The sequence below is a fragment of the Leptothrix discophora genome (genome assembly GCF_030705305.1).
GTDB classification, from domain to species: domain Bacteria; phylum Pseudomonadota; class Gammaproteobacteria; order Burkholderiales; family Burkholderiaceae_C; genus Sphaerotilus; species Sphaerotilus discophorus.
Map to the genome: position 1 here is coordinate 336,697 of NZ_JAUZEE010000004.1, position 20,057 is coordinate 356,753.

18 protein-coding genes are annotated in these 20,057 nt (G+C 69.6%); 8 read left to right on the forward strand and 10 right to left on the reverse strand.

What is annotated here, in order from left to right; genetic code table 11:
- Window positions 1–38: 38 nt before the first annotated feature.
- Entirely contained in the window at window positions 39–251 is a 213-nt protein-coding gene (locus Q8X39_RS10160) for a hypothetical protein (protein WP_305749544.1), read from the forward strand.
- A 165-nt stretch (window positions 252–416) separates the two neighbouring features.
- On the opposite strand, the gene Q8X39_RS10165 is transcribed toward Q8X39_RS10160, so the two are convergent.
- From Q8X39_RS10165 to iolG, 5 genes are all read right to left on the reverse strand, one after another.
- The gene (locus Q8X39_RS10165) at window positions 417–2,003 is read right to left on the reverse strand and encodes a coiled-coil domain-containing protein (RefSeq protein WP_305749545.1); all 1,587 of its coding nucleotides are present in this window, start codon (window positions 2,001–2,003) and stop codon (window positions 417–419) included.
- Window positions 2,004–2,232: 229 nt separating this feature from the next.
- A complete protein-coding gene (locus Q8X39_RS10170) occupies window positions 2,233–3,744 on the reverse strand; it encodes an EAL and HDOD domain-containing protein (RefSeq protein WP_305749546.1) in 1,512 nt (503 codons plus the stop codon).
- Between the two features lie 138 nt (window positions 3,745–3,882).
- Window positions 3,883–5,277: a hypothetical protein gene (locus Q8X39_RS10175; RefSeq protein ID WP_305749547.1), complete on the reverse strand. Its 1,395-nt coding sequence runs from the start codon at window positions 5,275–5,277 to the stop codon at window positions 3,883–3,885.
- A gap of 268 nt (window positions 5,278–5,545) precedes the next feature.
- The gene (locus Q8X39_RS10180) at window positions 5,546–6,589 is read right to left on the reverse strand and encodes a Gfo/Idh/MocA family oxidoreductase (RefSeq protein ID WP_305749548.1); all 1,044 of its coding nucleotides are present in this window, start codon (window positions 6,587–6,589) and stop codon (window positions 5,546–5,548) included.
- Window positions 6,590–6,616: 27 nt separating this feature from the next.
- The gene (gene iolG / locus Q8X39_RS10185) at window positions 6,617–7,612 is read right to left on the reverse strand and encodes an inositol 2-dehydrogenase (protein ID WP_305749549.1); all 996 of its coding nucleotides are present in this window, start codon (window positions 7,610–7,612) and stop codon (window positions 6,617–6,619) included.
- Window positions 7,613–7,965: 353 nt separating this feature from the next.
- Between iolG and Q8X39_RS10190 the strand changes: the two genes are divergently transcribed.
- Both Q8X39_RS10190 and Q8X39_RS10195 read left to right on the forward strand, forming a co-directional pair.
- Window positions 7,966–8,799: a TIM barrel protein gene (locus Q8X39_RS10190; protein WP_305749550.1), complete on the forward strand. Its 834-nt coding sequence runs from the start codon at window positions 7,966–7,968 to the stop codon at window positions 8,797–8,799.
- A gap of 31 nt (window positions 8,800–8,830) precedes the next feature.
- Window positions 8,831–9,976 (forward strand): LacI family DNA-binding transcriptional regulator, encoded by a 1,146-nt coding sequence (locus Q8X39_RS10195; RefSeq protein ID WP_305749551.1) that lies wholly within the window; start codon window positions 8,831–8,833, stop codon window positions 9,974–9,976.
- Window positions 9,977–10,004: 28 nt separating this feature from the next.
- Here the strand turns inward: Q8X39_RS10195 and Q8X39_RS10200 are convergent, their stop codons facing one another.
- The gene (locus tag Q8X39_RS10200) at window positions 10,005–10,895 is read right to left on the reverse strand and encodes a MurR/RpiR family transcriptional regulator (protein ID WP_305749552.1); all 891 of its coding nucleotides are present in this window, start codon (window positions 10,893–10,895) and stop codon (window positions 10,005–10,007) included.
- A 224-nt stretch (window positions 10,896–11,119) separates the two neighbouring features.
- Between Q8X39_RS10200 and Q8X39_RS10205 the strand changes: the two genes are divergently transcribed.
- From Q8X39_RS10205 to Q8X39_RS10220, 4 genes are all read left to right on the forward strand, one after another.
- Window positions 11,120–12,364: an NAD(P)/FAD-dependent oxidoreductase gene (locus Q8X39_RS10205; protein WP_305749553.1), complete on the forward strand. Its 1,245-nt coding sequence runs from the start codon at window positions 11,120–11,122 to the stop codon at window positions 12,362–12,364.
- A 39-nt stretch (window positions 12,365–12,403) separates the two neighbouring features.
- Window positions 12,404–13,204 carry a 3-methyl-2-oxobutanoate hydroxymethyltransferase gene (locus Q8X39_RS10210; RefSeq protein WP_305749554.1) on the forward strand — a complete coding sequence of 267 codons (801 nt, stop codon included), beginning with the start codon at window positions 12,404–12,406 and terminating at the stop codon, window positions 13,202–13,204.
- Window positions 13,205–13,343: 139 nt separating this feature from the next.
- Entirely contained in the window at window positions 13,344–14,192 is an 849-nt protein-coding gene (purU, locus tag Q8X39_RS10215; RefSeq protein WP_305749598.1) for a formyltetrahydrofolate deformylase, read from the forward strand.
- A gap of 50 nt (window positions 14,193–14,242) precedes the next feature.
- Window positions 14,243–15,250, forward strand: a complete 1,008-nt coding sequence (locus Q8X39_RS10220; RefSeq protein ID WP_305749555.1) for a xylose isomerase — start codon at window positions 14,243–14,245, stop codon at window positions 15,248–15,250.
- Window positions 15,251–15,259: 9 nt separating this feature from the next.
- Here Q8X39_RS10220 and Q8X39_RS10225 read toward each other — a convergent pair whose 3' ends face one another.
- From Q8X39_RS10225 to Q8X39_RS10235, 3 genes are all read right to left on the reverse strand, one after another.
- Window positions 15,260–16,009 carry a TerC family protein gene (locus Q8X39_RS10225; RefSeq protein WP_305749556.1) on the reverse strand — a complete coding sequence of 250 codons (750 nt, stop codon included), beginning with the start codon at window positions 16,007–16,009 and terminating at the stop codon, window positions 15,260–15,262.
- Between the two features lie 173 nt (window positions 16,010–16,182).
- On the reverse strand, window positions 16,183–16,491 hold the full coding sequence (locus Q8X39_RS10230) for a MocE family 2Fe-2S type ferredoxin (protein ID WP_305749557.1): 309 nt from the start codon (window positions 16,489–16,491) through the stop codon (window positions 16,183–16,185).
- 42 nt (window positions 16,492–16,533) lie between these two features.
- Window positions 16,534–17,625 (reverse strand): fatty acid desaturase family protein, encoded by a 1,092-nt coding sequence (locus Q8X39_RS10235; protein WP_305749558.1) that lies wholly within the window; start codon window positions 17,623–17,625, stop codon window positions 16,534–16,536.
- Window positions 17,626–17,799: 174 nt separating this feature from the next.
- Between Q8X39_RS10235 and Q8X39_RS10240 the strand changes: the two genes are divergently transcribed.
- Entirely contained in the window at window positions 17,800–18,876 is a 1,077-nt protein-coding gene (locus tag Q8X39_RS10240) for a LacI family DNA-binding transcriptional regulator (protein ID WP_305749559.1), read from the forward strand.
- A gap of 142 nt (window positions 18,877–19,018) precedes the next feature.
- Here the strand turns inward: Q8X39_RS10240 and Q8X39_RS10245 are convergent, their stop codons facing one another.
- Complete coding sequence (locus tag Q8X39_RS10245) at window positions 19,019–20,044, reverse strand: ABC transporter permease (protein WP_305749560.1); 1,026 nt, start codon at window positions 20,042–20,044, stop codon at window positions 19,019–19,021.
- Window positions 20,045–20,057: the final 13 nt, after the last annotated feature.

Below are 20,057 nucleotides of genomic sequence, written 5' to 3' on the forward strand. Positions count from 1 at the left end.
TCGTCCTCGCCGCCGAGGCGAGCCTCACGGTCGGACCCATGACCGGCCTTGGGATCGACCAGATCCGCGACCTCATCCGCGACCACGGCATCGACCACCGGAAGCGCATGCTCGGCGGGCTGCCTGACATCCACCGGATCCACATCGCCCTCTCGTCGCGTCCGCAACCGCGCCAGCAGACGGCGAGCCATTCCATCGTTCTGGACGACCGGATCGGCTGCAACGGAAAACGCATTCGGCTTCTTGGATGACATGGGTGACGGCAATCAGGGTGAGGACACCATGGCAAGTGGCATCGCATGGATTCGGTGGGGACGCAGGCGAACCGTCGGAAGCCGCAGCTCCGGTCCAAGAGGCCTGCGGCCTCCATTCACGACGAGGTCGTCAGGAATGCCTGGGGAGACTCGGGGGCTGACTCAATCGACCCGCTGCTGGCGCAGCAGCTCTTCACTGAGGTCATCGAGCTTGCGGTTCAAGCCGGACAGCTCGTAGCGCGCGGCGAGGGTGTCGTTCTGGCTGGAGGCCTCGAGCCGGGCGATCATTTCCACGAGCTGCGGCTGGATGCGTTCGGCCAGCTCGCGCAAGCGGCCATCCAGTGCATGAAGCGTCAAGTTGGTCTCCAGCGTGTTGGCGCCGAGTCCGCCGATCAGCATGGTCTGCTCGCGAAGCTCGCGCGAGGTCTCGCCCACGCCGGCGAGCAGCGCCGCCAGATCCTGGTGCATGGCCGCACGGAGCTCGGCGTGGGTCTTCGTCAGATGTTGGCGCGACTGATCTGCCGACTCGCCGATGGCATCGCGCACGCTGACCAGCTCGCGCACGGCGGAGTTGTTGTGGTCGGCGATGAACTTGGCCTGCATCGCGATGTCCGCAAGCGTTCCGGATCCGGACTGGATCGCGGCGGCGACCTGGTTCTGCGACAGCTGCAGGTCGTCGAACTTGCGGGCCATGGTCTCGAGCCGCTGCGCCACAACGGAGGCGACCTTCTCGATGTGCGCGCGGGTCTCGTCGGAGCCAAGGCGCTTCTCGGCCAGCGCCGACATCGCCTGCATCGCGTCACTGGCCAGACGCATCTTCGAGGCCGCCACGAGGATGGCCTCGGTCTGGCGGGAGAGGTCACTGCGCAGGCCGGAGATCTCTTCGAGCTGCAAGCGGGCCAGACGCGTGTCGACGACGCCGTTGCCGCCGCCGTCCTGGCGAGCGGGACGCCCGTGGAGGAGTTCCGCCACCTGCAGGAACGTCTTCTCTGCCGTGGCCACGGTCTCGGCCTGCAGCCTGCGCAACGTCAACATCTGCAAGCTGTTGACCATGGAGCCACCGAGACCGAACAGCGAAGCGACGAACGCCTCACCCATCCCGCCCAACGGTCCGCTCATCTGCAGGAAGAAGCGCGACATCGTGTCGGCCGAATCGGCATTGCCGACGCCGGAGAACAGGCCGATCAGGCTGGCCACTTCCTTGAGCGTGACGATCAGGCCGAGGAAGGTTCCGAACAGGCCCAGGCCGATCAGCGTGCTGGCGATGTGACCAGGCACCAGCGTGCGGCGTCCGACGGCCAGTTCGAACTCGTGCACCTTGGTGCTCAGGATCTCGGCATCGAGGCCATCCCCACGGGAGCGTTCGGCGCGCAGCACCCCGAAGAGCTGCAGGACATCACGGCCGATGCCCGATCTGGCGAGCGCATGGCCCAGAGCCGTGCGCTGGATATCGAACGGTGACCCCGCCTTGTCGACCATGGCGCCCCGCAGATCACGCATGGCCTTGCTGTCCGCAGCCAGTCGCACCGCATGGACGATGGCAAGCCCCTGACCGAGGCACGTCATCACAAGGATGAAGATGGCAAAGGCCGGGTTCGCCGATCCGTTGACCAAGGCAACGATGCGATCGAACAACCAGACCATGCCGATCAGGTAGGCCACCGTGACGGCAACGCAGGCCACGAGCGACCAGGGACGCTCGATTCCGCCACTCGCCGGAATCGACGTCGACGTTCTGGGAAGACTCATGAATGCTCCTTGTTGGGCGCCCCCGCAGGGACAGATGGGACGCGGATGCGGGCAGGGCCCGGCGTGTTGACCGGAAGTCACGTGGCGCACGGACATCCGGTCACAGGCATGAGCACGAGTTTCTGAAACGACCGGAACTGCAACAACTACAGCAATCGGCCATTCCTGATGTCGGACCTACTCAGATGAGGCAGTGACGGCCTGGTCTGGGGGTCGGGCCCGATGACTTTCATTGCGGGTGCTGCCGTCGAGGAAGCACCACCCAAAAGTCCCGTGAGCGACGCGGCACGACGACCGACGGGTTGAACGTCGTGGGGGTACCGGACCCCGGGGTCGGTGACACCGGCCGACCCTTCGAAGGGGGCCCGTCGGCGTCCAGAATGGGGTCGGAACGGACCCTCTCACTGGCCCAGCGATGGGCTTCCCCGAAGATCGCCTGCAGCGACAGGGCCAGCCCCGGCATCGCGGCCAACGGTCCCGGCAGCCAGCCGGAGGGCTGCCTGACATGGCCCTGGACGAACGCCAGCAGGGCACCCAGCAGGCCGCTGCGTTGACGCGCCGCCTGTTCGATGCGGGCACCGGCGCGCACGCCGTGGTCCGGATCGCGGTAGGCGATGCCCAGGGTGGTCCGGATGTGGTCCAGCAGGCCCAGCATGTAGGCCTCGTCGGACAGCGCGACCTGGGTCGGCGCGACGCGTCGCGCCAGCAAGGCCATCAGGCGGGCGTTGACCAGGCCGACATAGGTCCATGGCCGATCGGCCAGGCCGGTGTCGGTCAGCGTCAGCACCGCGAGCCAGGCCTGCAACTGGTGACGCGGCAGCATGCGGATCAGGTCGGCCAGGCAGTTGGGCGCGTCCATCGGCGAGAGCCGGTGGTCGGACATGCCGGCCAACTGCCAGACCCGCAATGCGGTCGCTGGATCGGCCGCCAGGGCGATCGCGATCGACTCGTTCGACGCGCCGTGCTGAATCAGGAGTTGCAGTCGCCGGATGACCTGGCGCGAGCACGCCGGCAGGCAGGGCGCCTTGACGACCGAGGGACGTGCGATGCCATGGCCCTGCATCAGGTCGAAGCCCAGCGCCTTGGCGGCGTCGATGTCGGCCTGGGTCTCGAGCTTCTCGGCGATCAGCTTGACGCCATGCCATCGGGCCAGCGTGAGCATGGCCGGCAAGTTCGCCGGGGCGGTCAGGCGCCAGTCGATCTTGATGAACTCGACCCACTCGATCAGCGTCCAGCGCGTATCCAGCGGCGAATCGATGTCGTCCAACGCGAAACGGTAGCCGCGCTGATGCAGATCGCGGACCCGCGCGATGACCTCGGGCGTGGCGACGATGGTCTCGAGCAGCTCGATGACCGCCCAGTCCGGCGAGACCGCCTCGACGACCGGGCCCATCAGCGTGGCCAGGTCGACGTTGACGAACCAGGTCAGGCCGCGCGCACGCCGGGGCAGACCCAGGTCCAGCACCGCGGTGGCGAGCACCTCGCAGGTCGCCTGCAGACCGGAGGTGATGCCGCGCGCGTCGTCGTGGTCACCGCCACGAAACAGCAGCTCATGACCCAAGGCGAGGCCATCGCGGTCCGCGATCACCTGCAGGCCGACCTGGCGCGGCTCGGGTTGACGCGCGAGTTCCGGCGCGCGGTCCGCAGCCGCTGCGGGCGTGTCGACCGGTTGGACGATGCGCAGGGGCACGGTGCGCTCGAAGTCGAACGGGCGGGTGGGCATCGGCAAGGTGTGGGCCATGGGGGTCGACTGCGATGAGCCGGTGAGAGATGCGGTGGAGGACCCGGCCGCGCTGGTCGGGATGAGCAGCGGGCCGGAAGTCAGGACAAGCGGCTCGCGGCGAGCGGAGCGGCGATGAGCGGAGCGGCGATGCGCGCGTCAGCGCCGTTCGGCTCGGCGACGCGTCGCCGCCGACCGTGGGTCGATCCCCGCCGAGGCGGCCGGCAAGGTGATCTCGCGGTCGACGACCCACTGGCCGACTTCCTCGAAGAGGTCGGCGATGGCGGTGGCCGGTGCGGCTTGCTCGCCACCGGACATCAGCCGCTGGCCGATGTCGAGCACCGCGCCCAGCAGGCACTGGCGGCGGATCCAGGCGTCCTCGAGGGCGTGACTCATCAGCGGCATGGCCGTGCCGCCAGCCATGCGCTCGGGCAGGGTCAGGCGGAAATGCGCCACCAGGCCGAGCAGCGCGGCTTGCCGGTGCAGGTCGGGATAGGCCGGTGCCAGCCGTTCGGCCAGCAATTGCATGAAGCACGACAGGTGCATGGCACCCTCAGCCCAACCCGCTGGCGACCTCACGATGCGCAGGCGCGCTTCGAGCGCCAGCCCGTCCAGCCAGTTCGACAGGAAGCGTCCACGCAGAACGCGGACCAGGTCGAGGATGGAGTCGGGGCGGTGGGCGCGGCCGTTCAGGCCGTCGCAGGCCAGGATCATCAGGCGCAGCACCAGCGCCGGATCCTGTGCGGCCAGCTCGGCCAGGTCGGCGTCCGTTGCATCCGTCGCCAACAGGTTGCGCAGCTGGTCGATACGAAGCAGGCTGCACGGCGGCAGTTGCTCGCGCGAGGTGCTGGCCGGACGCGACAGCAGCGTGCCGGAATAGGCATGCACGCCCAGCGCGCGGTATTCGCGGAAGGCGTCGAGCCGGTCGATGCCACGCAGGTAGACGCGCCGGTCGGCGATGTCGGGCCAGAGCGCCAGCAGGGCCGAACGGTCGCTGGCGGCGATGTCGATCTGGATCCACTGGACGTGGTCGATCAGTGCCAGGACCCGCGCCGAAGGCTGGCCGATGCAGGGCAGCGAGAAGGTGAAGCCGCGCGCACGCAGGTCATCGAGACGGTCCAGCAGAGACGGTGTGGGCCGCACCTGGGCCGGAAGCTGGACGATCGCCCAGGACGGGTCGAGCAGCTCGACCAGCGGTCCGGCCAGCAGTTCCTCGGAGACGTCGATGAAGAAGGGATGGCCTTCGCAGAGGTTGCGCAGGCCGACCGAGAAGACCAGGTCGCACAGCCCCGTGATCCAGGCCGCCGGGGTCGGCGGCAAGAGGGTCTCGCGGGCCAGCGGCAGCACGTGCAGCGCCACCTCGTGGCCCAGGCTGTTGACCACCTTGACCGTCCGGACCGACACGTGCGGCATCTGGATGGCCACTGGCGAGTGGTTCGGGGATGCCGCCGTCGCACCGGGGTTCACGCCCGCGGCCGGCGGCAAGGTGGCCGGTTCAGGCAGCAGCGCCGCATCGAACTCGCCCTGCGCTGGAGCCGCCGGCAGGACCGGCAACGCGTGCGCTGCGCACGGTACGGAGGCCGCAATGTCCAGGCTTTCGCTCGGGCGTTGCGGGGTCGTGCAGGGAGAGGGGACGTCGGGTCGCATCGCATTCAGCTCCTCGTCGCCACCGGCATGAAACCGGCATGAAACGACAGTGAATGCAGTGTGCTGAGCGCCCCCCGGACCGCCCACTACCTATTGCGACGGTTGTGTGTCACCCGCCTACAGCTTTTTGTAGGCCCTGCCAAAGCAGGCCTGGCGGACCCGTCCGCCCGCCGGATCAGGCGATCGTTTCGACCTGCCCGCTGTGCAGCGAACGCGTGATCGCCAGGCCGATGCGGGTGGCTTCCATCGCGTCCGACAGCGTCAGGTCCAGCGGTGCCACGCCGCGGCAGGCGGCCACGAAGGCGTTGATCTCGCGGGTGAAGGCACCCTCGAAGCGGGCATGGAAATCGGGCAGCACGGCATGGCCGACACCGCGCGCATCGCTGCGGATCACGCGGTCCAGCGCGGCGTGTTCGCCGACCATGAGCTTGCCGGCCGTGCCGATGATCTCGGTGGTGGTCTCGTGGCCATGGGCGAAGGTGCGCGAGGCATAGAAGACCGCGCGGGCGCCGCCCTCGAACTCGACGATGGCCAGGCCGTTGTCGACGTCGCCGCATTCGGCCAGGCCGGGATGCATCGCGATGGTGCCGCTGGCGAAGGCGCGCAGTGCCTTGGGCCGGCCGAGCATCCAGCGCGCCAGGTCGATGTCGTGAACGCTGCAGTCCATGTAGATGCCGCCCGACGTCGGCGCGAAGCGCACGAAGAAGCCGTCCGGGTCGTTCTGGTCGCAGGTCTGCGAGCGCACGAGAAAGGGTCGACCGATCTCGCCGGCGGCGATCGCGGCCTGGGCGTTCTGGTAGCTGGCGTCGAAGCGGCGCACGAAGCCGACCATCGCGACCTGGCCGGGATGCTGCTCGGCCACGGCCAGCACGCGTTCGCAGTCCGGCACGTTCAGCGCCAGCGGCTTCTCGACGAAGACGTGCTTGCCGGCCTTCAGCGCGGCGATGGTCTGGTCGGCATGCAGCGACGTCGGCGTGACCAGCACGACCGCGTCGATGTCCGGGTCGGCCAGGAAGGCGTCGAAGTCGGCATGCACGCGCTGCACGCCCAGCGAGGTCCGCGCGTGCTCGCGTTCGGCCTCGACCGGGCTGCAGGCCGAGACCAGCTGGACATGACGGGTCGTGAAGGCCAGCGCCTCGGCATGGCGGCGGCCGAGCCGGCCGAGGCCGGCGATGCCCACGCGCAGGTGGCCGGTGATGGGGGCGTTCGATGTCGTCATGTCAGCGGTCTCTTCAGGTGGTTGGAATCAGAGCTGGATCGGCTGGCCGCTGTTGGCGCTCTCGGTCGCCGCGTCGGCCAGGATCTGCGCCTTCACGCCGTCGGCCACCGTGGTGCGGAAGGGCGCGCCGGTCTGCAGGCAGTCGAAGAAGTGGGCGATCTCGGCCTTGTAGGCGGCGGCATAGCGCTGCAGGAAGAAGGCCTCGGGCTTGTCGGCACGCACGCCCTGGGCATCCCACTGCACGACCTGGCTGGGCGTGTGGTTGCCGCACTGGAGCATGCCGGCCGATCCCAGCACCTCGAAGCGCTGGTCGTAGCCGTAGGCGGCACGGCGGCTGGTGTTGATCTGGCAGAGACGGCCCTTCTTCGTGCGGATCGTCACGGCGGTGCTGTCGTAGTCGCCCAGGCCGGCGATGGCCGGGTCGGTCAGCACCGAGCCGGAGGCACTCAGCCAGTCGGCCTCGTCGCCGTCGGCGCAGAGGATCCAGCGGAACACGTCCAGGTCGTGGATCAGCATGTCGCGGAAGATGCCACCGGAGGCCTTGATGTATTCGGCCGGCGGGGCGCCCGGGTCGCGGCTGGTGATGATCAGCATCTCGGGATTGCCGATCTCGCCGCGGTCCATGCGGGTGCGGGCCTCGTTGAAGGTCGGGTCGAAGCGGCGCTGGAAGCCGATCATGCAGGCCACGCCGGCGGCCTTGACGGCCTCGCCGCAGGCGATGGCGCGCGGCACCGACAGGTCGACCGGCTTCTCGCAGAAGATGTGCTTGCCGGCGGCGGCCGCGCGGTTGATCAGGTCCGAATGGGTCGACGTCGGCGAGGTGATCGCCACCGCGTCGATGGACGGGTCGGCCAGCACCGCCTCGATGGTCGAGACCTGCGCGCCGAGCTGCTGCGCGAGCTGCGCGGCGCTGTCGCCCATCGGGTCACAGATGGACTGGAGCTTCACGCCAGGCAGCGAAGCCAGGTTGGTGGCGTGGATGCGGCCGATGCGGCCAGCGCCAAAGACGGCGACGTTCTTCATGGGGTCTCCTCGACGGGGGCGGGTGTGCAGGCAGGACGGAAGGCGGGGTTCACGGGCGGTGGGGAGGCCACCCGGAACGCGGATCGGACTATAGCGAGCCGACCCATCGTTTTGGAATTTTTTTTCTGATATTCCAGATCAGTGAACTCAGTTTCATCGCAGCCTGACGGCGCATCACCTAGGGAAAACACGAAGATCGTGCCGTCGACGGCGACAAGCATCGCCTTCGCTTGAGCAAAAAAGGTCAAGGCCGTGCCGGACAAGGCCGTGGCCGCACCCTAGAGTCGGCGCCATGCCAGCCACCGTGCGTGGCCGCTTTTGCCAACCCGTCGTCACGACCCTGGAGACACCGCATGTCCGCCCTCCGCTTCTGCCTGAACCGCATGTCCGCCCCGCGCATGGCCTTCGAGGCCTATGCCGCCATGACCCGCCGGCTGGGCGTGCAGGCCATCGAGATCCGCAACGACCTGGGCGGTGTCGAGATCACCGACGGCACGCCGGCCGCCACGATCGGCGCCATCGCCCGTGACCACGGCCTGGTGATCCGCTCGATCAACGCGCTGCAGCGCTTCGAGCAGTTCACCGCCGAGCGCGAGGCCGAAGCCATCGAGCTGGCCCGCTACGCCCGCGACTGCGGCGCCGAGGCGCTGGTGCTCTGCCCCACCAACAGCCGCGCCGACCGGCGCTCGGCCGACGAGCGCCATGCCGCGCTGGTGCATGCGCTGAAGTCGCTCAAGCCCATCCTGGCCGACCACGGCATCGTCGGCCTGGTCGAGCCGCTGGGCTTCGAGGAATGCGCCGTGCGCCGCAAGTCGCAGGCCGTGCGCGCCTTCGAGGAGATCGGCGCCGACGCGACCTTCCGCCTGGTCCACGACACCTTCCACCACCACCTCGCCGGCGAAGGCCTGTTCTTCCCGCAGTGGACCGGCCTGATCCACATCTCCGGCGTCGAGGACTCGGCCGTGACCGTGCCCGACATGCGCGACGGCCACCGCGTGCTCGTCGGCTCGGCCGACCGGCTGGGCAACCCGGCACAGATCCGCCGCCTGCTGGACGCCGGCTACGCGGGCTACGTGTCCTTCGAGCCCTTCGCGGAATCGGTCGCGGCCTCGGCCTCGATCGAGGCGGAACTGGCCGCCAGCATGGCCTGGCTGGACGCCTCGGTGGCGACCGCTCAGCCGGCCTGACGCGAGGGCCGGACGCAGCGGAGCGACGACCATGAGCGCCACGACGTCGCATCATCCGGCGATGGTCCGTCGCAAGCGCTCTGCCCGATTCATCGAGATCGCCGCCGCTGCCGGCGTCAGCATCTCGACCGTCAACCGCGTGCTCAACGAGCGCGGCAGCGTCTCGTCCGAGACCCGCGCCCGTGTCGTCGCCGCAGCCAAGCAACTGGGCGTGCCGCGCGTGCTGCCCGATCCGCGCCATGGCCTGACCCGCTATGACGTGATCCTCGCGGCCAGCCCGACGCCCTACTTCGGCCGCCTGGAACTGGCCTTGCAGCGCAGCGCGCAGATGCTGGACACGCGCATCGTGATCCACCGCCACCGGGTCGACGCGGCCGACGAGGCGGCGCTGCTGCAGGCCATCGGCCAGCCTCGCCACCGACGCGACGGCCTGATGGTCGCGCTGCACGACAGCGCCGCGGTGCGCGAGGCCCTGCGGGCCCAGCGCGAGCGCGGCATCCCGGTGGTGACGCTCATGAGCGCGATCGGCGCGCCGGGCGAGATCGACGGCCTGCGCTACGTCGGCATCGACAACCTGCGCGCCGGCCGCACCGCCGGCCACTTCATCGGTCGCATGACGCCGGCCAGCGCCGGCCCGGGCCATGTCCTGCTGCTGACCCATCGCCTGAGTTACCGCGCGCATGCCGAACGCATCGAGGGCTGCCGGCAGGTGCTGGCCGGGCGCCACCCGCACCTGACGCTGGCCGAGCCGGTCGAGTGCCTGGACGATGCCGACCGCAACCAGCTGGCGGTGCAGCAGGCACTGCAGGCCAGCCGCCGCGACGGCCTGCCGCTGGTGGCGATCTATCACAGCGGCGCGGGCAGCTCCGGCATCGCGCGGGCGCTGCAACAGGCGCGTGGCCTGCTGCCGCGCCGCGTCACCTGGATCGGCCACGAGTTGAGCGACGACCACCGCCGCTGGCTGCGCGAGGACCTGCTGGACCTCGCCATCGACCAGGACCCGGACGGCCAGATCGTCGCCGGCCTGCACCACCTGCTGCATGCCAGCGGCTACGTCGATGACGCGCCGCGCGACGAGCCGAACGACTTCCGGCTGTTCTGCGCCGAGAACCTGCGTGAACTGCCGCCCTACCTGGACGGACCGCTGCATGCACCGCTCGAGAAGATCGTCCGCTGAGCCGCGCCGCCCGGCGCTGGCGTGCGGCTCAGGTGGCCGTGTCGCGCACCGCGCCGGACAGGGTGGTCGGCCGGTACGGCAGTTCGAGCCGGTAGGCCAGGGCGATGAACAGGCTCTGCGCCAGGCCCATCGTGCTGGTCAGCGAACGGAAGCCGAAGGTCGAGTTGTCCTGCACCACCAGCGCGACCTGGGCCTCGCGGGCCAGCGGGCTCATGCGGCTGTCGGTGATCGCGATCAGCTTGGCGCCACGCTGCACCGCCTGCTGGGCCACCGTGACCGTCTCCTCGGCATAGGGCGCGAAGGAGATCGCGATGATCACGTCGCCGGCCCGCACCGAGCGGGTCTGGCCCTCGTGCATGCTGCCCATCGCGCTGACCAGCATGATCCGCTTGTCGGTGTGCTGCAGCGCGTAGTCGAGGTAGACGGCGACCGAGAAGCTGCGCCGCGAGCCGCAGATCCAGATCACGTCGGTCTCGGCCAGCAGGTCGACCGCGAGCTTGAAGGCCGGGCCGCTCAGGTCGTGCTGAAGCTCCTGCATGCCGGCGATGCTGCCGCCGAGGAACTCGTGCGCGATCTCGACCGCCGACAGGCTGCCCGCGCCGGAGTCGATCACCTCGCGGATGCGGGCCTTGTAGTTGCGGCTCGGCGCGATCTGCTGGCTCAGGCCGTCGCGGAAGATGCGCTGCAGCTCGGTGTAGCCGCTGAAGCCGAAATGCTTGGCGAAGCGCACGACCGCCGAAGGCTGCACGCCGCACTGCGCGGCAACTTCCTGGATGCCCTCGAGCCCGAGGTGGTCGCGGTGCTGCTCGACATGCCGGGCGATCAGCTTGAGCTGCTTGCTCAGGCTCTCGTATTCCTCGGAGATGCGCTTGAGGAGCTGGTCGACGGTGAGCTTCTGCGGAGCGATGTCAGGCGTCATGGAAGGCGGCCCTGTGGTGGCTCGGCCGGGTCGGCCGGGAACGGTTGTCACACGATTGTACGAAGCGGGTTTTCAGGATCCTGTCGGCATAGAACCGAGTTTTCCCCTAGTCTCGCAAATAGAAATCTGTTTGCAATGCAGAGGGTCGATTCCTAGAATCGATCGCCAGCCGGACCGCCGTCCGGGCCTTCCGTTCCCACCTCACATCCGCACGCGAGCGCCTCATGCACAACTCCCAGGAAGCCGCCATGGTGATCGTCGGCGCCGGCCATGTCGGTGGCCGGACCGCCCAGCATCTGCGCGAGGCCGGCTGGACCGGCGAGATCGTGCTGATCGGGGCCGAGCCCGCCCTGCCCTATGAACGCCCGCCTCTGTCCAAGGGCGTGCTGACCGGCGCGCAGACGCTGGCGCAGACGGCCATCCTGACGCCCGAAGCCTGCGACGCCGCCCGCATCACGCACTGGACCGGCACGGTCAGCGCGATCCATCCGATGGCGCGCCAGGTGAGCCTGTCCGACGGCCGCAGCCTCGCCTACCGCGCCCTGCTGCTGGCCACCGGCGGCCATGCCCGCGCGCTGTCCATCCCCGGTGCCGACCATCCCGCCGTGCAGGCGCTGCGGACCCAGACCGACGCGGTCGCGCTGGCGCCGCGCCTGCGGCCCGGCGCACATGTCGTGCTGGTCGGCGGCGGCTTCATCGGCCTGGAGGTGGCGGCCTCGGCGCTGGCCATGGGCTGCCGCGTCACCCTGCTCGAAGGCGCGCCGCGCCTGATGGGCCGGGCCGTGCCGGCCAGCGTGGCCGAGCGCGTGCTCGCGCTGCACCGTCGCCACGGCGTGGACGTGCGCCTGGGCGTCGTGCCGCGGGCCTTCGAGGCCCAGGGCGATGGCCTGACCGTTCACCTGACCGCGGGCGAACCGCTGCAGGCCGATGCCGTCGTGGTCGGCATCGGCATCGAGCCGGCGACCGAGCTGGCGCGTGCGGCCGGGCTGCGCACCGATCGAGGCATCGTGGTCGATCGCCGCCTGGCGACGTCCGCCGCCGGTGTCTACGCGGCCGGCGACGTGGCCGAGTTCCCGAGCCCGCTGTCGGGCCTGCCGATCCGCCAGGAAACCTGGCACAACGCCGAGACCCAGGCCCGTGTCGCGGCGCTCAACATGCTCGGCGGCGACGAGACCCATGCCAGCACCGCCTGGTTCTGGTCCGACCAGTTCGACTGGCAGCTGCAGGTCAGCGGCGAGCCGGCGCTGGGCGTCACCACGGTGCAGCGACCGCTGGCCGATGCCGATGCGGAACTGAACCTCTACCTCGATGCCGACGGCCGCATCGTCGGCGTCAGCGGCTGCGGCCCGACCTCGGCCGTGGCCAAGGAACTGAAGCTCGCCCGCACGCTGGTCGAACGCGGCGTGCGCAGCAACGCCCAGACGCTGGCCGACCCTGCCGTCAAGCTCAAGAGCCTGCTGTCGGCCTGAGCACCGCCCCTGCCGATCCCACCTCTGACTGGACGCCCCATGAAGAAGCCCCAACGCCCGACCATCGCCGACCTGCTGGCCCTCAAGGGCCAGCGCCAGCTGAGCATGCTGCGGGTCGAGACGCTGGACGAGGCCGCCGCCGCGCAGCAGGCCGGCATCGACCTGGTGTCGGTCCCGCCGGCCCTGCTGGGCCCGGCCTTCCGCGAAGCCGCGCCGACGATCTTCGCCATCCCCGGCTTGGAATATGGCGACTTCATCACCGCCGAGGACTACCTGCGCGCGGCCTTCGCGGCGATGCGAGCCGGCGGTGACGCGGTCTACTGCGCCGCCAGCATGGGCATCGTGCGCCGGCTGCGCGACGAGGGCATCCCCGTGTGCGGCCACAGCGGCCTGATCCCGTCGCAGGCCACCTGGACCGGCGGCTTCAAGGCGGTCGGCAAGACGCTGGACAGCGCGATGCTCGTCTACCGGCAGGTCCAGGCGCTGGAGGAAGCCGGCGCCTTCGCCGCCGAGATCGAGGTCGTGCCGGCCGAGGTCGCCGCGCTGATCTCGCGGCGCACGAAGCTGCTGCTGATCTCGATGGGCGCGGGCGCCGGCTGCGACGCGCAATACCTGTTCGCCAGCGACGTGCTGGGCTTCAACCGCGGCCATGTGCCGCGCCACGCCAGGCAGTACCGCAACTTCGCGGCGGAATACGACCGCCTGCAGGCCGAGCGTGTCGCCGCCTTCCAGGAATACCAGGCCGACGTGGCCGGCGGCGCCTACCCCGAGAAGCGCCACGAGGTCAGCGTCGCGCCGGACGTGCTGGCGCAGTTCGCCGACGCGCTCGACCGGGCCTGATCCCGCGCGCCTGCGGCGACCTTCCCTTCGCATCCGCCCGCCTGGCCGGCCGCATCACGCGGCGGGCGGGGCGCAGCCTTGTCCTTCCCACGCCAGCCCGACCATGAGCACGACCATCAGCACGACCATCAGCACGACCATGAGCCCGACCTACATCCTCACGCTTTCCTGCCCCGACCAGCCTGGCATCGTGCACGGCGTGGCCGGTCTGCTGTTCACGCTGGGCGGCAACATCACCGAGGCGGCGCAGTTCAACGACGCGCAGACGGGCCTGTTCTTCATGCGCGTGCAGTTCGCCTGCGAGCAGACCACGCAGGCCGGGCTGGAGAACGCGCTGGCCGAGCTGGCCGCGCAATGGCGCATGAGCACCGAGCTGAAGCGGGCCGACACGAAGATGTCGACCGTCATCCTGGTGAGCCAGCACGGTCACTGCCTCAACGACCTGCTGTTCCGCTTCAAGAGCGGCCTGCTGCCGATCGACATCCGCGCGATCGTCTCCAACCACCGCGACTTCTACCAGCTCGCGGCCAGCTACAACATCCCCTTCCACCACATCGCGGTGACGGCGGCGAGCAAGGCCGATGCGGAGGCCCGCCAGCTCGACATCATCCGCAACGAAGGCGCCGAGCTGGTCGTGCTGGCGCGCTACATGCAGGTCCTGAGCGACCCGATGTGCCGTGCGCTGAGCGGCAAGGCCATCAACATCCACCACAGCTTCCTGCCCAGCTTCAAGGGCGCGCGGCCCTACTACCAGGCGCTGGACCGCGGCGTGAAGCTGATCGGCGCGACCGCCCACTACGTGACGGCCGACCTCGACGAGGGCCCGATCATCGAGCAGGACGTGGCCCGCGTGGACCACAGCCTGACGGTCGATGACCTGACCTCGATCGGCCGCGACACCGAAAGCCAGGTGCTGGCGCGCGCCGTCAAGTGGCACAGCGAACACCGCGTGCTGCTCAATGGGCACAAGACCGTCATCTTCAAGTGAGCGCGGCGAGCCTGACCGACGCCGTCGCCACAGGCTCATCGACTGAGCCAGTGGCCAGCCGCGTTGCCGCGCCGCTGCGGGTGGGCATCAACATCGACGGCGTGCTGCTGCACGACGGCATCCGCACGCCACAGCCGGCCACGCGCTACGCCTGGGTGCGTCACAGCGGGGCCTTCGACTATGTCGAGAAGAACATCGACCCGAGCGAGGACTTCACGCCCTGGTTCGACCTGGTCGAGCGCCACGGCCTGCCCATCGGCGTGTTCGGCGGCATCTTCTGTGCCGGCCGCGACGAGGCCCGCATGCGCTGGGGCCTGGCCACCGGCGGGCGGCTCGGCGCGAGGCTGTTCAACATGCAGCTGTTCGCGCGCCACTTCGGCGGGCGGCCGATCACCGATGCGCAGGTCGTCGACTTCTACTGCGAGGCGCTCGATCACGGCGGCCCGGTCGGCTGCCTGCCGACGCTGGAGGTCCACGTCGACATGTGGAACGAGGACTTCCGCCGGGTCGAGCGCGTGGCCGACCTGCTGGCGCGCCAGAACGTGCCGCTGCGCCTGACGCTGGACCACTCGCACCTGATCTTCAAGATCGGCCATGCCGCCGAGCTGGCCGCCAGCGGCCTGGCCGACCAGCCCGACGGCGCCCGTGCGCTGCTGTCACCCGACAGCGACCAGGCGCTCTACGCGATGTGGCTGCGCGAAGGCTGGGTGGCCCATGCGCACGCCCGCAGCGTCGCGCCGGGCATCGCGCACAACGCGGCCATGAATCGCCAGCGCGACCTGCCCGGCCGCGCGATCCAGTACCCCTTCGTCCAGCCGCCGCCCGGCACGTTCCATGCCGACTGGCGTGAGGAAGCGCTGCAACCCTGGAAGGATGCGGTGATCGCGCTGCTCGACTGGATGCGCGACCACCCGGACCGCGCGCCGCAGCAGATCAGCTGCGAGTTCATTCCCTTCGCCGACTACGGCGGCGGCGGGCGCTACCCGATCTGGGACAACAACCTCGCCTGCGCCGCATGGCTGCGGCGGGTGTGGGCGCAGCGCGGGCTCACGGACTGAGCCCGACGTTCAGGGCGCGTCCTTGTGCAGCACCACCGGCTTCGGGGCCATGCGGCTGCGCAGTCGGATGTTGATCATCTCGACGATCACCGAGAAGGCCATCGCGAAGTAGATGTAGCCCTTGGGCACGTGGGTGTCGAAGCCTTCGGCGATCAGCGTGACGCCGACCAGCACCAGGAAGGACAGGGCCAGCATCTTGATGGTCGGGTGGCGGTCGACGAACTCGCCGATCGGCTTGGCGGCGAACATCATCACGCCCACCGAGATCAGGATGGCCAGCACCATCACCATGATCTGGTCGGCCAGGCCGACGGCGGTGATGACCGAGTCGAGCGAGAACACGATGTCGATGATCGCGATCTGCACCAGCACGCCGGCGAAGGTGGCCTTGACCGCGCCGGAGCCCTGGTTCTCCTCGTGACCGCCTTCGAGCGAGCCGTGGATCTCGTGCACGCTCTTCCACAGCAGGAACAGGCCGCCGCCCACCAGGATCAGGTCGCGCCCGGAAATCTCGTTGCCCATCACGGTCAGCAGCGGCGCGGTCAGCCGCATGATCCAGGCCAGCGACAGCAGCAGCGCGATGCGCGAGCCCATCGCCAGCGCCAGGCCAAGGCGCCGGGCGCGGTCGCGCTGGGCCTCGGGCAGCCGGCCGACCAGGATCGAGATGAAGATGATGTTGTCGATGCCGAGCACGATCTCGAGCGCGGTCAGCGTCGCGAGCGCGATCCAGGCATTGGGGTCGGCGAGCCAGTCGAACATGGGTATCCCTCGGGGCGTGGTGTGGTTGAACGTGGAAGCGTGGAAACGTCGTGACGTGGTGACACGCAAACGTCAAAGGGCCGGTGCCCTGAAGCACCGGCCCGCGTTTCCGTCAGACGCCGTGTGAACCTGCGTCCGAGCGGAAAGTTCCCACCGATTCTGACGTCCCGCGCTCAGACCTCGATCTGGATCCGGCCGTCGGCGATGCGCGCCGGCCAGGTCTTGAGGTTGACGCACACCGGCGCGCCCAGCGCGCGGCCGTCGCGGATGTCGAAGCGGCCGTTGTGCTTCGGGCACTCGATCACGTGCTCCATGACCAGGCCGTCGCAGAGGTGGACCTGCTCGTGCGTGCACAGGCCGTCGCTGGCGTAGACCTGGCCGTCGTAGCGGTAGACGGCGTAGGTCTTGCCGCCGTGGTCGAAGCGCATGACGTCCTCGTCGTCGAGGTCGTCCAGCGCGCAGACGTTCACCCAGGTGCTCATGTCGTGTCTCCTTGTTCGGGGCTTGCGAGGTTCAGGACCGGATCAGGCGCGGACCGCCGGCGCCGGGATCGGGCGCTGCACGAAGTGGCCCGGCTCGCGGCGCTGGCGCAGCACGGCCGGAATGATCTCGCGGTAGGCCTGCCAGGTGCCGGTGTAGGCGGGCGGGCAGTCGGCCTGGATCGCCGCATGCAGGCGGGGCAGCGCGTGGTACGGGACCATCGGGAACATGTGGTGTTCGACGTGGTAGTTCATGTTCCAGTAGAGGAAACGGAACACCGGGTTCATGTGGACCGTGCGGCAGTTGCGGCGGTGGTCGGTCACGTTCTCCGGCAGGCCGGCATGCTGGGTGAAGCCGAAGAAGTTGAACAGCCAGGCACCGGCAAAGGACGGCAGGCCGATGAAGAACAGCGGCAGCCAGCTTTGCAGCAGCACGGCCGCGAGGACCACCACGGCGTAGACCAGCAGCCAGGCGCGGGCCTCGCGGACCATCTTCGGCCATTCCATCTCGGGCACGAAGGTCTTCTCCTCCGCGTCGAGCTGGCCGAATGCATTGGCGACGACACGGGCCAGCTCGCGCGGGCCGCTGCGCAGCTGGAACAGGTTGAGGACGGTCGAGGCCAGGTCGGTCGGCACCGGCACCGCGATCTCCGGATCGCGGCCGGTCACCAGGGTGTCGGTGTGGTGGCGGGCATGACTCCAGCGCCAGCGGGTCGGGCGGCGCAGCACCATGAAGCTGGCGACCTGGTAGAGCGCATCGCTCATCCAGCGGGTCTTGAAGGGCGTGCCGTGGCTGGACTCGTGCCAGCGCGAGTCGGCCGGACCGCAGTACAGCGTCGCGTAGACGAAAAAGGCGAGCGCGAACCAGGCCGTGCCCCAGCTCAGCGCCATGGCCACGCCGGCTGCGGCGATGACGCCGAACCACAGCAGCGTGTCGCGGATGGCCGGGCCGTCGCTGCGCTTCATCAGCTCCTTCATCAGCGCGCGCGGCACCTCGCAGCGGTACCAGTCGGCGTTGACCAGGCCGGCGGCTTGCGCGCGCTCGCCGGCCCCGCCGATCAGGGCGTAGTCGGACAGCGTCGGCTGCGGGCTGCGGATGGCGGCCGGGGCCGTCAGGGTGGCGGTGGATGCGCTCATGTCTTGGGGTCCTTGTTTCGTGTCGCACGTCAGTTGGAAATGAATTTCCAGGCGACGAGGCGATCGTAGGGAGACCGCCGGCGGACCGCCAGTGGATTCCATCATTTCCCATCAGAAGGCATCATCCATGACGCATCGCATCATTGCATTTCCATCATTCAGGAGAACACGCCGATGACGGGACGCGCCACGCTCAACGACGTCGCCGCCGCCGCGGGCGTCAGCAGCGCCACGGTCGACCGGGTGCTCAACAGCCGACTGCCGGTCAAGGAGGCGACCGCGCTGCGGGTCATCGAGGCGGCCGAGCGGCTCGGCCACCACGGCGCGCGGCTGATGCGCGAACGTCTGCGCGAGCACACCGAGCTGCGTTCGCTGGGCTTCTGCCTGCAGAAGCGCCATGCCGCCTTCTACCGGGCCTTCGCCGACGACCTGAACGCGGCGGTGGCTGCGCCGGGGCAGCCGCGCGCGGTCTCGGTCATCGAGTACATCGACGCGCTGGAGCCGGGCGAGATCGCGCGGCGCATCCTGGCGGTCGGCCGCGAGGTCGACGCGCTGGCGCTGGTGGCGATCGAGCATCCGCACGTGACCGAGGCGGTCCGGACGCTGCATGCCGAGGGCCGGCCCTGCTGGACGCTGCTGTCGGACCTGAGCGTGCCCGAGCGGGCCGGCTACGTCGGCGTGGACGGCCGCAAGAGCGGGCGCACTGCCGCCTGGACCATCAGCCGGCTGGCGCGCGCACCGGGGCCGGTGGCGGTCTTCGTCGGCAGCTACCGCTACCTGGGGCAGGAGGCCTGCGAGATGAGCTTCCGGGCCTACCTGCGCGAGCACGCGCCGCAGTTCCGCGTGCTCGACACCCTCGTCAACCTGGAGGACGACCAGATGGCCTACGAGGCCACGCTGGACCTGCTGCGGCGCGAGCCCGGCCTGGTCGGCCTGTATGCGGCCGGTGGCGGGGTGGCCGGCATGATCCGGGCGCTGCGCGAGGAGGCCAGCCTGCGCCCGCCGGGCGCCACGGCGCCGCGGCCGCACATCGTCACGGTCTGCAACGAGCTGACGCCCGAGCACCGCGCCGGCCTGGTCGACGGCCTGGTCGACCTGGTGCTGGGCACGCCCACCCCGCGCATCGCCCGCACCGTCGTCGCGGCGATGCACGCGGCCATCGACCGGCGCGGCACGCCCGCCGCCGCGAACCATCCCCTGGCGGTGCAGATGAGCCTGCCGGCCGATCTGTACGTGGCGGAGAACCTGTGATCCCGCCATGAAAAAAGGGGCAGGCTGCGCGCGATGCGCGAGACCTGCCCCGACACGGTGGGAGCCCGCCGCGTTGCCGCGGCCAGACCTCGTCCGTTCCCCTGGGAAAACTGCTGGATGCCCTTCGACCGCGGAGGTCCGATCAGCTGCGGCGCTTGCGCTGGCGGTACTGGTCGGCCACCACGGCGGCCACGATGATGGCGCCCTTGACCATCTCCTGGTAGTACGCGTCGATGCGGATGAAGGTGAAGCCCGAGGTCATCACGCCCAGGATCAGCACGCCGATCACGGTGCCGGTGATGCGGCCCAGGCCGCCCGACAGCGAGGTGCCGCCGATGACGACCGCCGCGATGGCGTCCAGCTCGTACATCACGCCCATGCCCGACTGGCCGGAGATCGCGCGGGCCGCCGTCACGCTGCCGGCGATGCCGCTGAGCAGGCCGGCGATGGCGTAGATCCAGATCAGGTGGCGGTTGACGTTGATGCCCGAGACCAGCGCGGCCTGGCGGTTCGCGCCGATGGCGTAGGTGAACTTGCCGAAGCGGGTGTAGCGCAGCACGACGTGGAAGATCGCCGCGAGGGTCAGGAAGATGAAGACCGGCACGACGCCCGAGCCGATCCAGGCGAAGTCGTCGGTCAGCATCGACACCGGCATGCCGCCGGTGAACCACTTGGCGAAGCCGCGCGCGGCCACCATCGTGCCCAGCGTGGCGATGAACGGCGGGATGGCGGTGTAGGCGATCAGCGAGCCGTTGATCACGCCGATCACCAGGCCGGCCGCGACGCCGGCCAGGATCGGGTAGATCGCCGGCAGGTCGGTCAGCTGCGGGAAGACCGCGCGGGGGAAGTCCGAGACCTGCGCCAGGCTGGCCGCAACCACCGCCGAGGCGGCCACCACCGAGCCCGAGGACAGGTCGATGCCGCTGGTGATGATCACCAGGTTGACGCCCACCGCGATGATGCCGATGACCGCCATCTGCAGGATGATGATCTGCAGCCGCTCCGGGTTCATCAGGAAGCTCTGGCCGTTGATCCACCAGCCCAGCGCCTCGAAGAACAGGCTGATGCCGACCAGCACGAGAAGGATGCCGAGTTCGGGCGGCACCTTGCGGCGCGCCGGCTTGAAGGTCATGGACTGCGCGCCCACGGTCGAATTCAGGAGACTCATGGTGATACCTGCT

What these genes read in the sequence shown, in the direction of transcription:
- Q8X39_RS10160 (WP_305749544.1), top strand. Translation starts at nt 39, where the DNA reads ATGACCGGCCTTGGGATCGACCAGATCCGCGACCTCATCCGCGACCAC.
- Q8X39_RS10165 (WP_305749545.1), bottom strand. Translation starts at nt 2,003, where the DNA reads ATGAGTCTTCCCAGAACGTCGACGTCGATTCCGGCGAGTGGCGGAATC.
- Q8X39_RS10170 (WP_305749546.1), bottom strand. Translation starts at nt 3,744, where the DNA reads ATGGCCCACACCTTGCCGATGCCCACCCGCCCGTTCGACTTCGAGCGC.
- Q8X39_RS10180 (WP_305749548.1), bottom strand. Translation starts at nt 6,589, where the DNA reads ATGACGACATCGAACGCCCCCATCACCGGCCACCTGCGCGTGGGCATC.
- iolG (WP_305749549.1), bottom strand. Translation starts at nt 7,612, where the DNA reads ATGAAGAACGTCGCCGTCTTTGGCGCTGGCCGCATCGGCCGCATCCAC.
- Q8X39_RS10190 (WP_305749550.1), top strand. Translation starts at nt 7,966, where the DNA reads ATGTCCGCCCTCCGCTTCTGCCTGAACCGCATGTCCGCCCCGCGCATG.
- Q8X39_RS10195 (WP_305749551.1), top strand. Translation starts at nt 8,831, where the DNA reads ATGAGCGCCACGACGTCGCATCATCCGGCGATGGTCCGTCGCAAGCGC.
- Q8X39_RS10200 (WP_305749552.1), bottom strand. Translation starts at nt 10,895, where the DNA reads ATGACGCCTGACATCGCTCCGCAGAAGCTCACCGTCGACCAGCTCCTC.
- Q8X39_RS10205 (WP_305749553.1), top strand. Translation starts at nt 11,120, where the DNA reads ATGCACAACTCCCAGGAAGCCGCCATGGTGATCGTCGGCGCCGGCCAT.
- Q8X39_RS10210 (WP_305749554.1), top strand. Translation starts at nt 12,404, where the DNA reads ATGAAGAAGCCCCAACGCCCGACCATCGCCGACCTGCTGGCCCTCAAG.
- purU (WP_305749598.1), top strand. Translation starts at nt 13,344, where the DNA reads ATGAGCCCGACCTACATCCTCACGCTTTCCTGCCCCGACCAGCCTGGC.
- Q8X39_RS10225 (WP_305749556.1), bottom strand. Translation starts at nt 16,009, where the DNA reads ATGTTCGACTGGCTCGCCGACCCCAATGCCTGGATCGCGCTCGCGACG.
- Q8X39_RS10230 (WP_305749557.1), bottom strand. Translation starts at nt 16,491, where the DNA reads ATGAGCACCTGGGTGAACGTCTGCGCGCTGGACGACCTCGACGACGAG.
- Q8X39_RS10235 (WP_305749558.1), bottom strand. Translation starts at nt 17,625, where the DNA reads ATGAGCGCATCCACCGCCACCCTGACGGCCCCGGCCGCCATCCGCAGC.
- Q8X39_RS10240 (WP_305749559.1), top strand. Translation starts at nt 17,800, where the DNA reads ATGACGGGACGCGCCACGCTCAACGACGTCGCCGCCGCCGCGGGCGTC.
- Q8X39_RS10245 (WP_305749560.1), bottom strand. Translation starts at nt 20,044, where the DNA reads ATGAGTCTCCTGAATTCGACCGTGGGCGCGCAGTCCATGACCTTCAAG.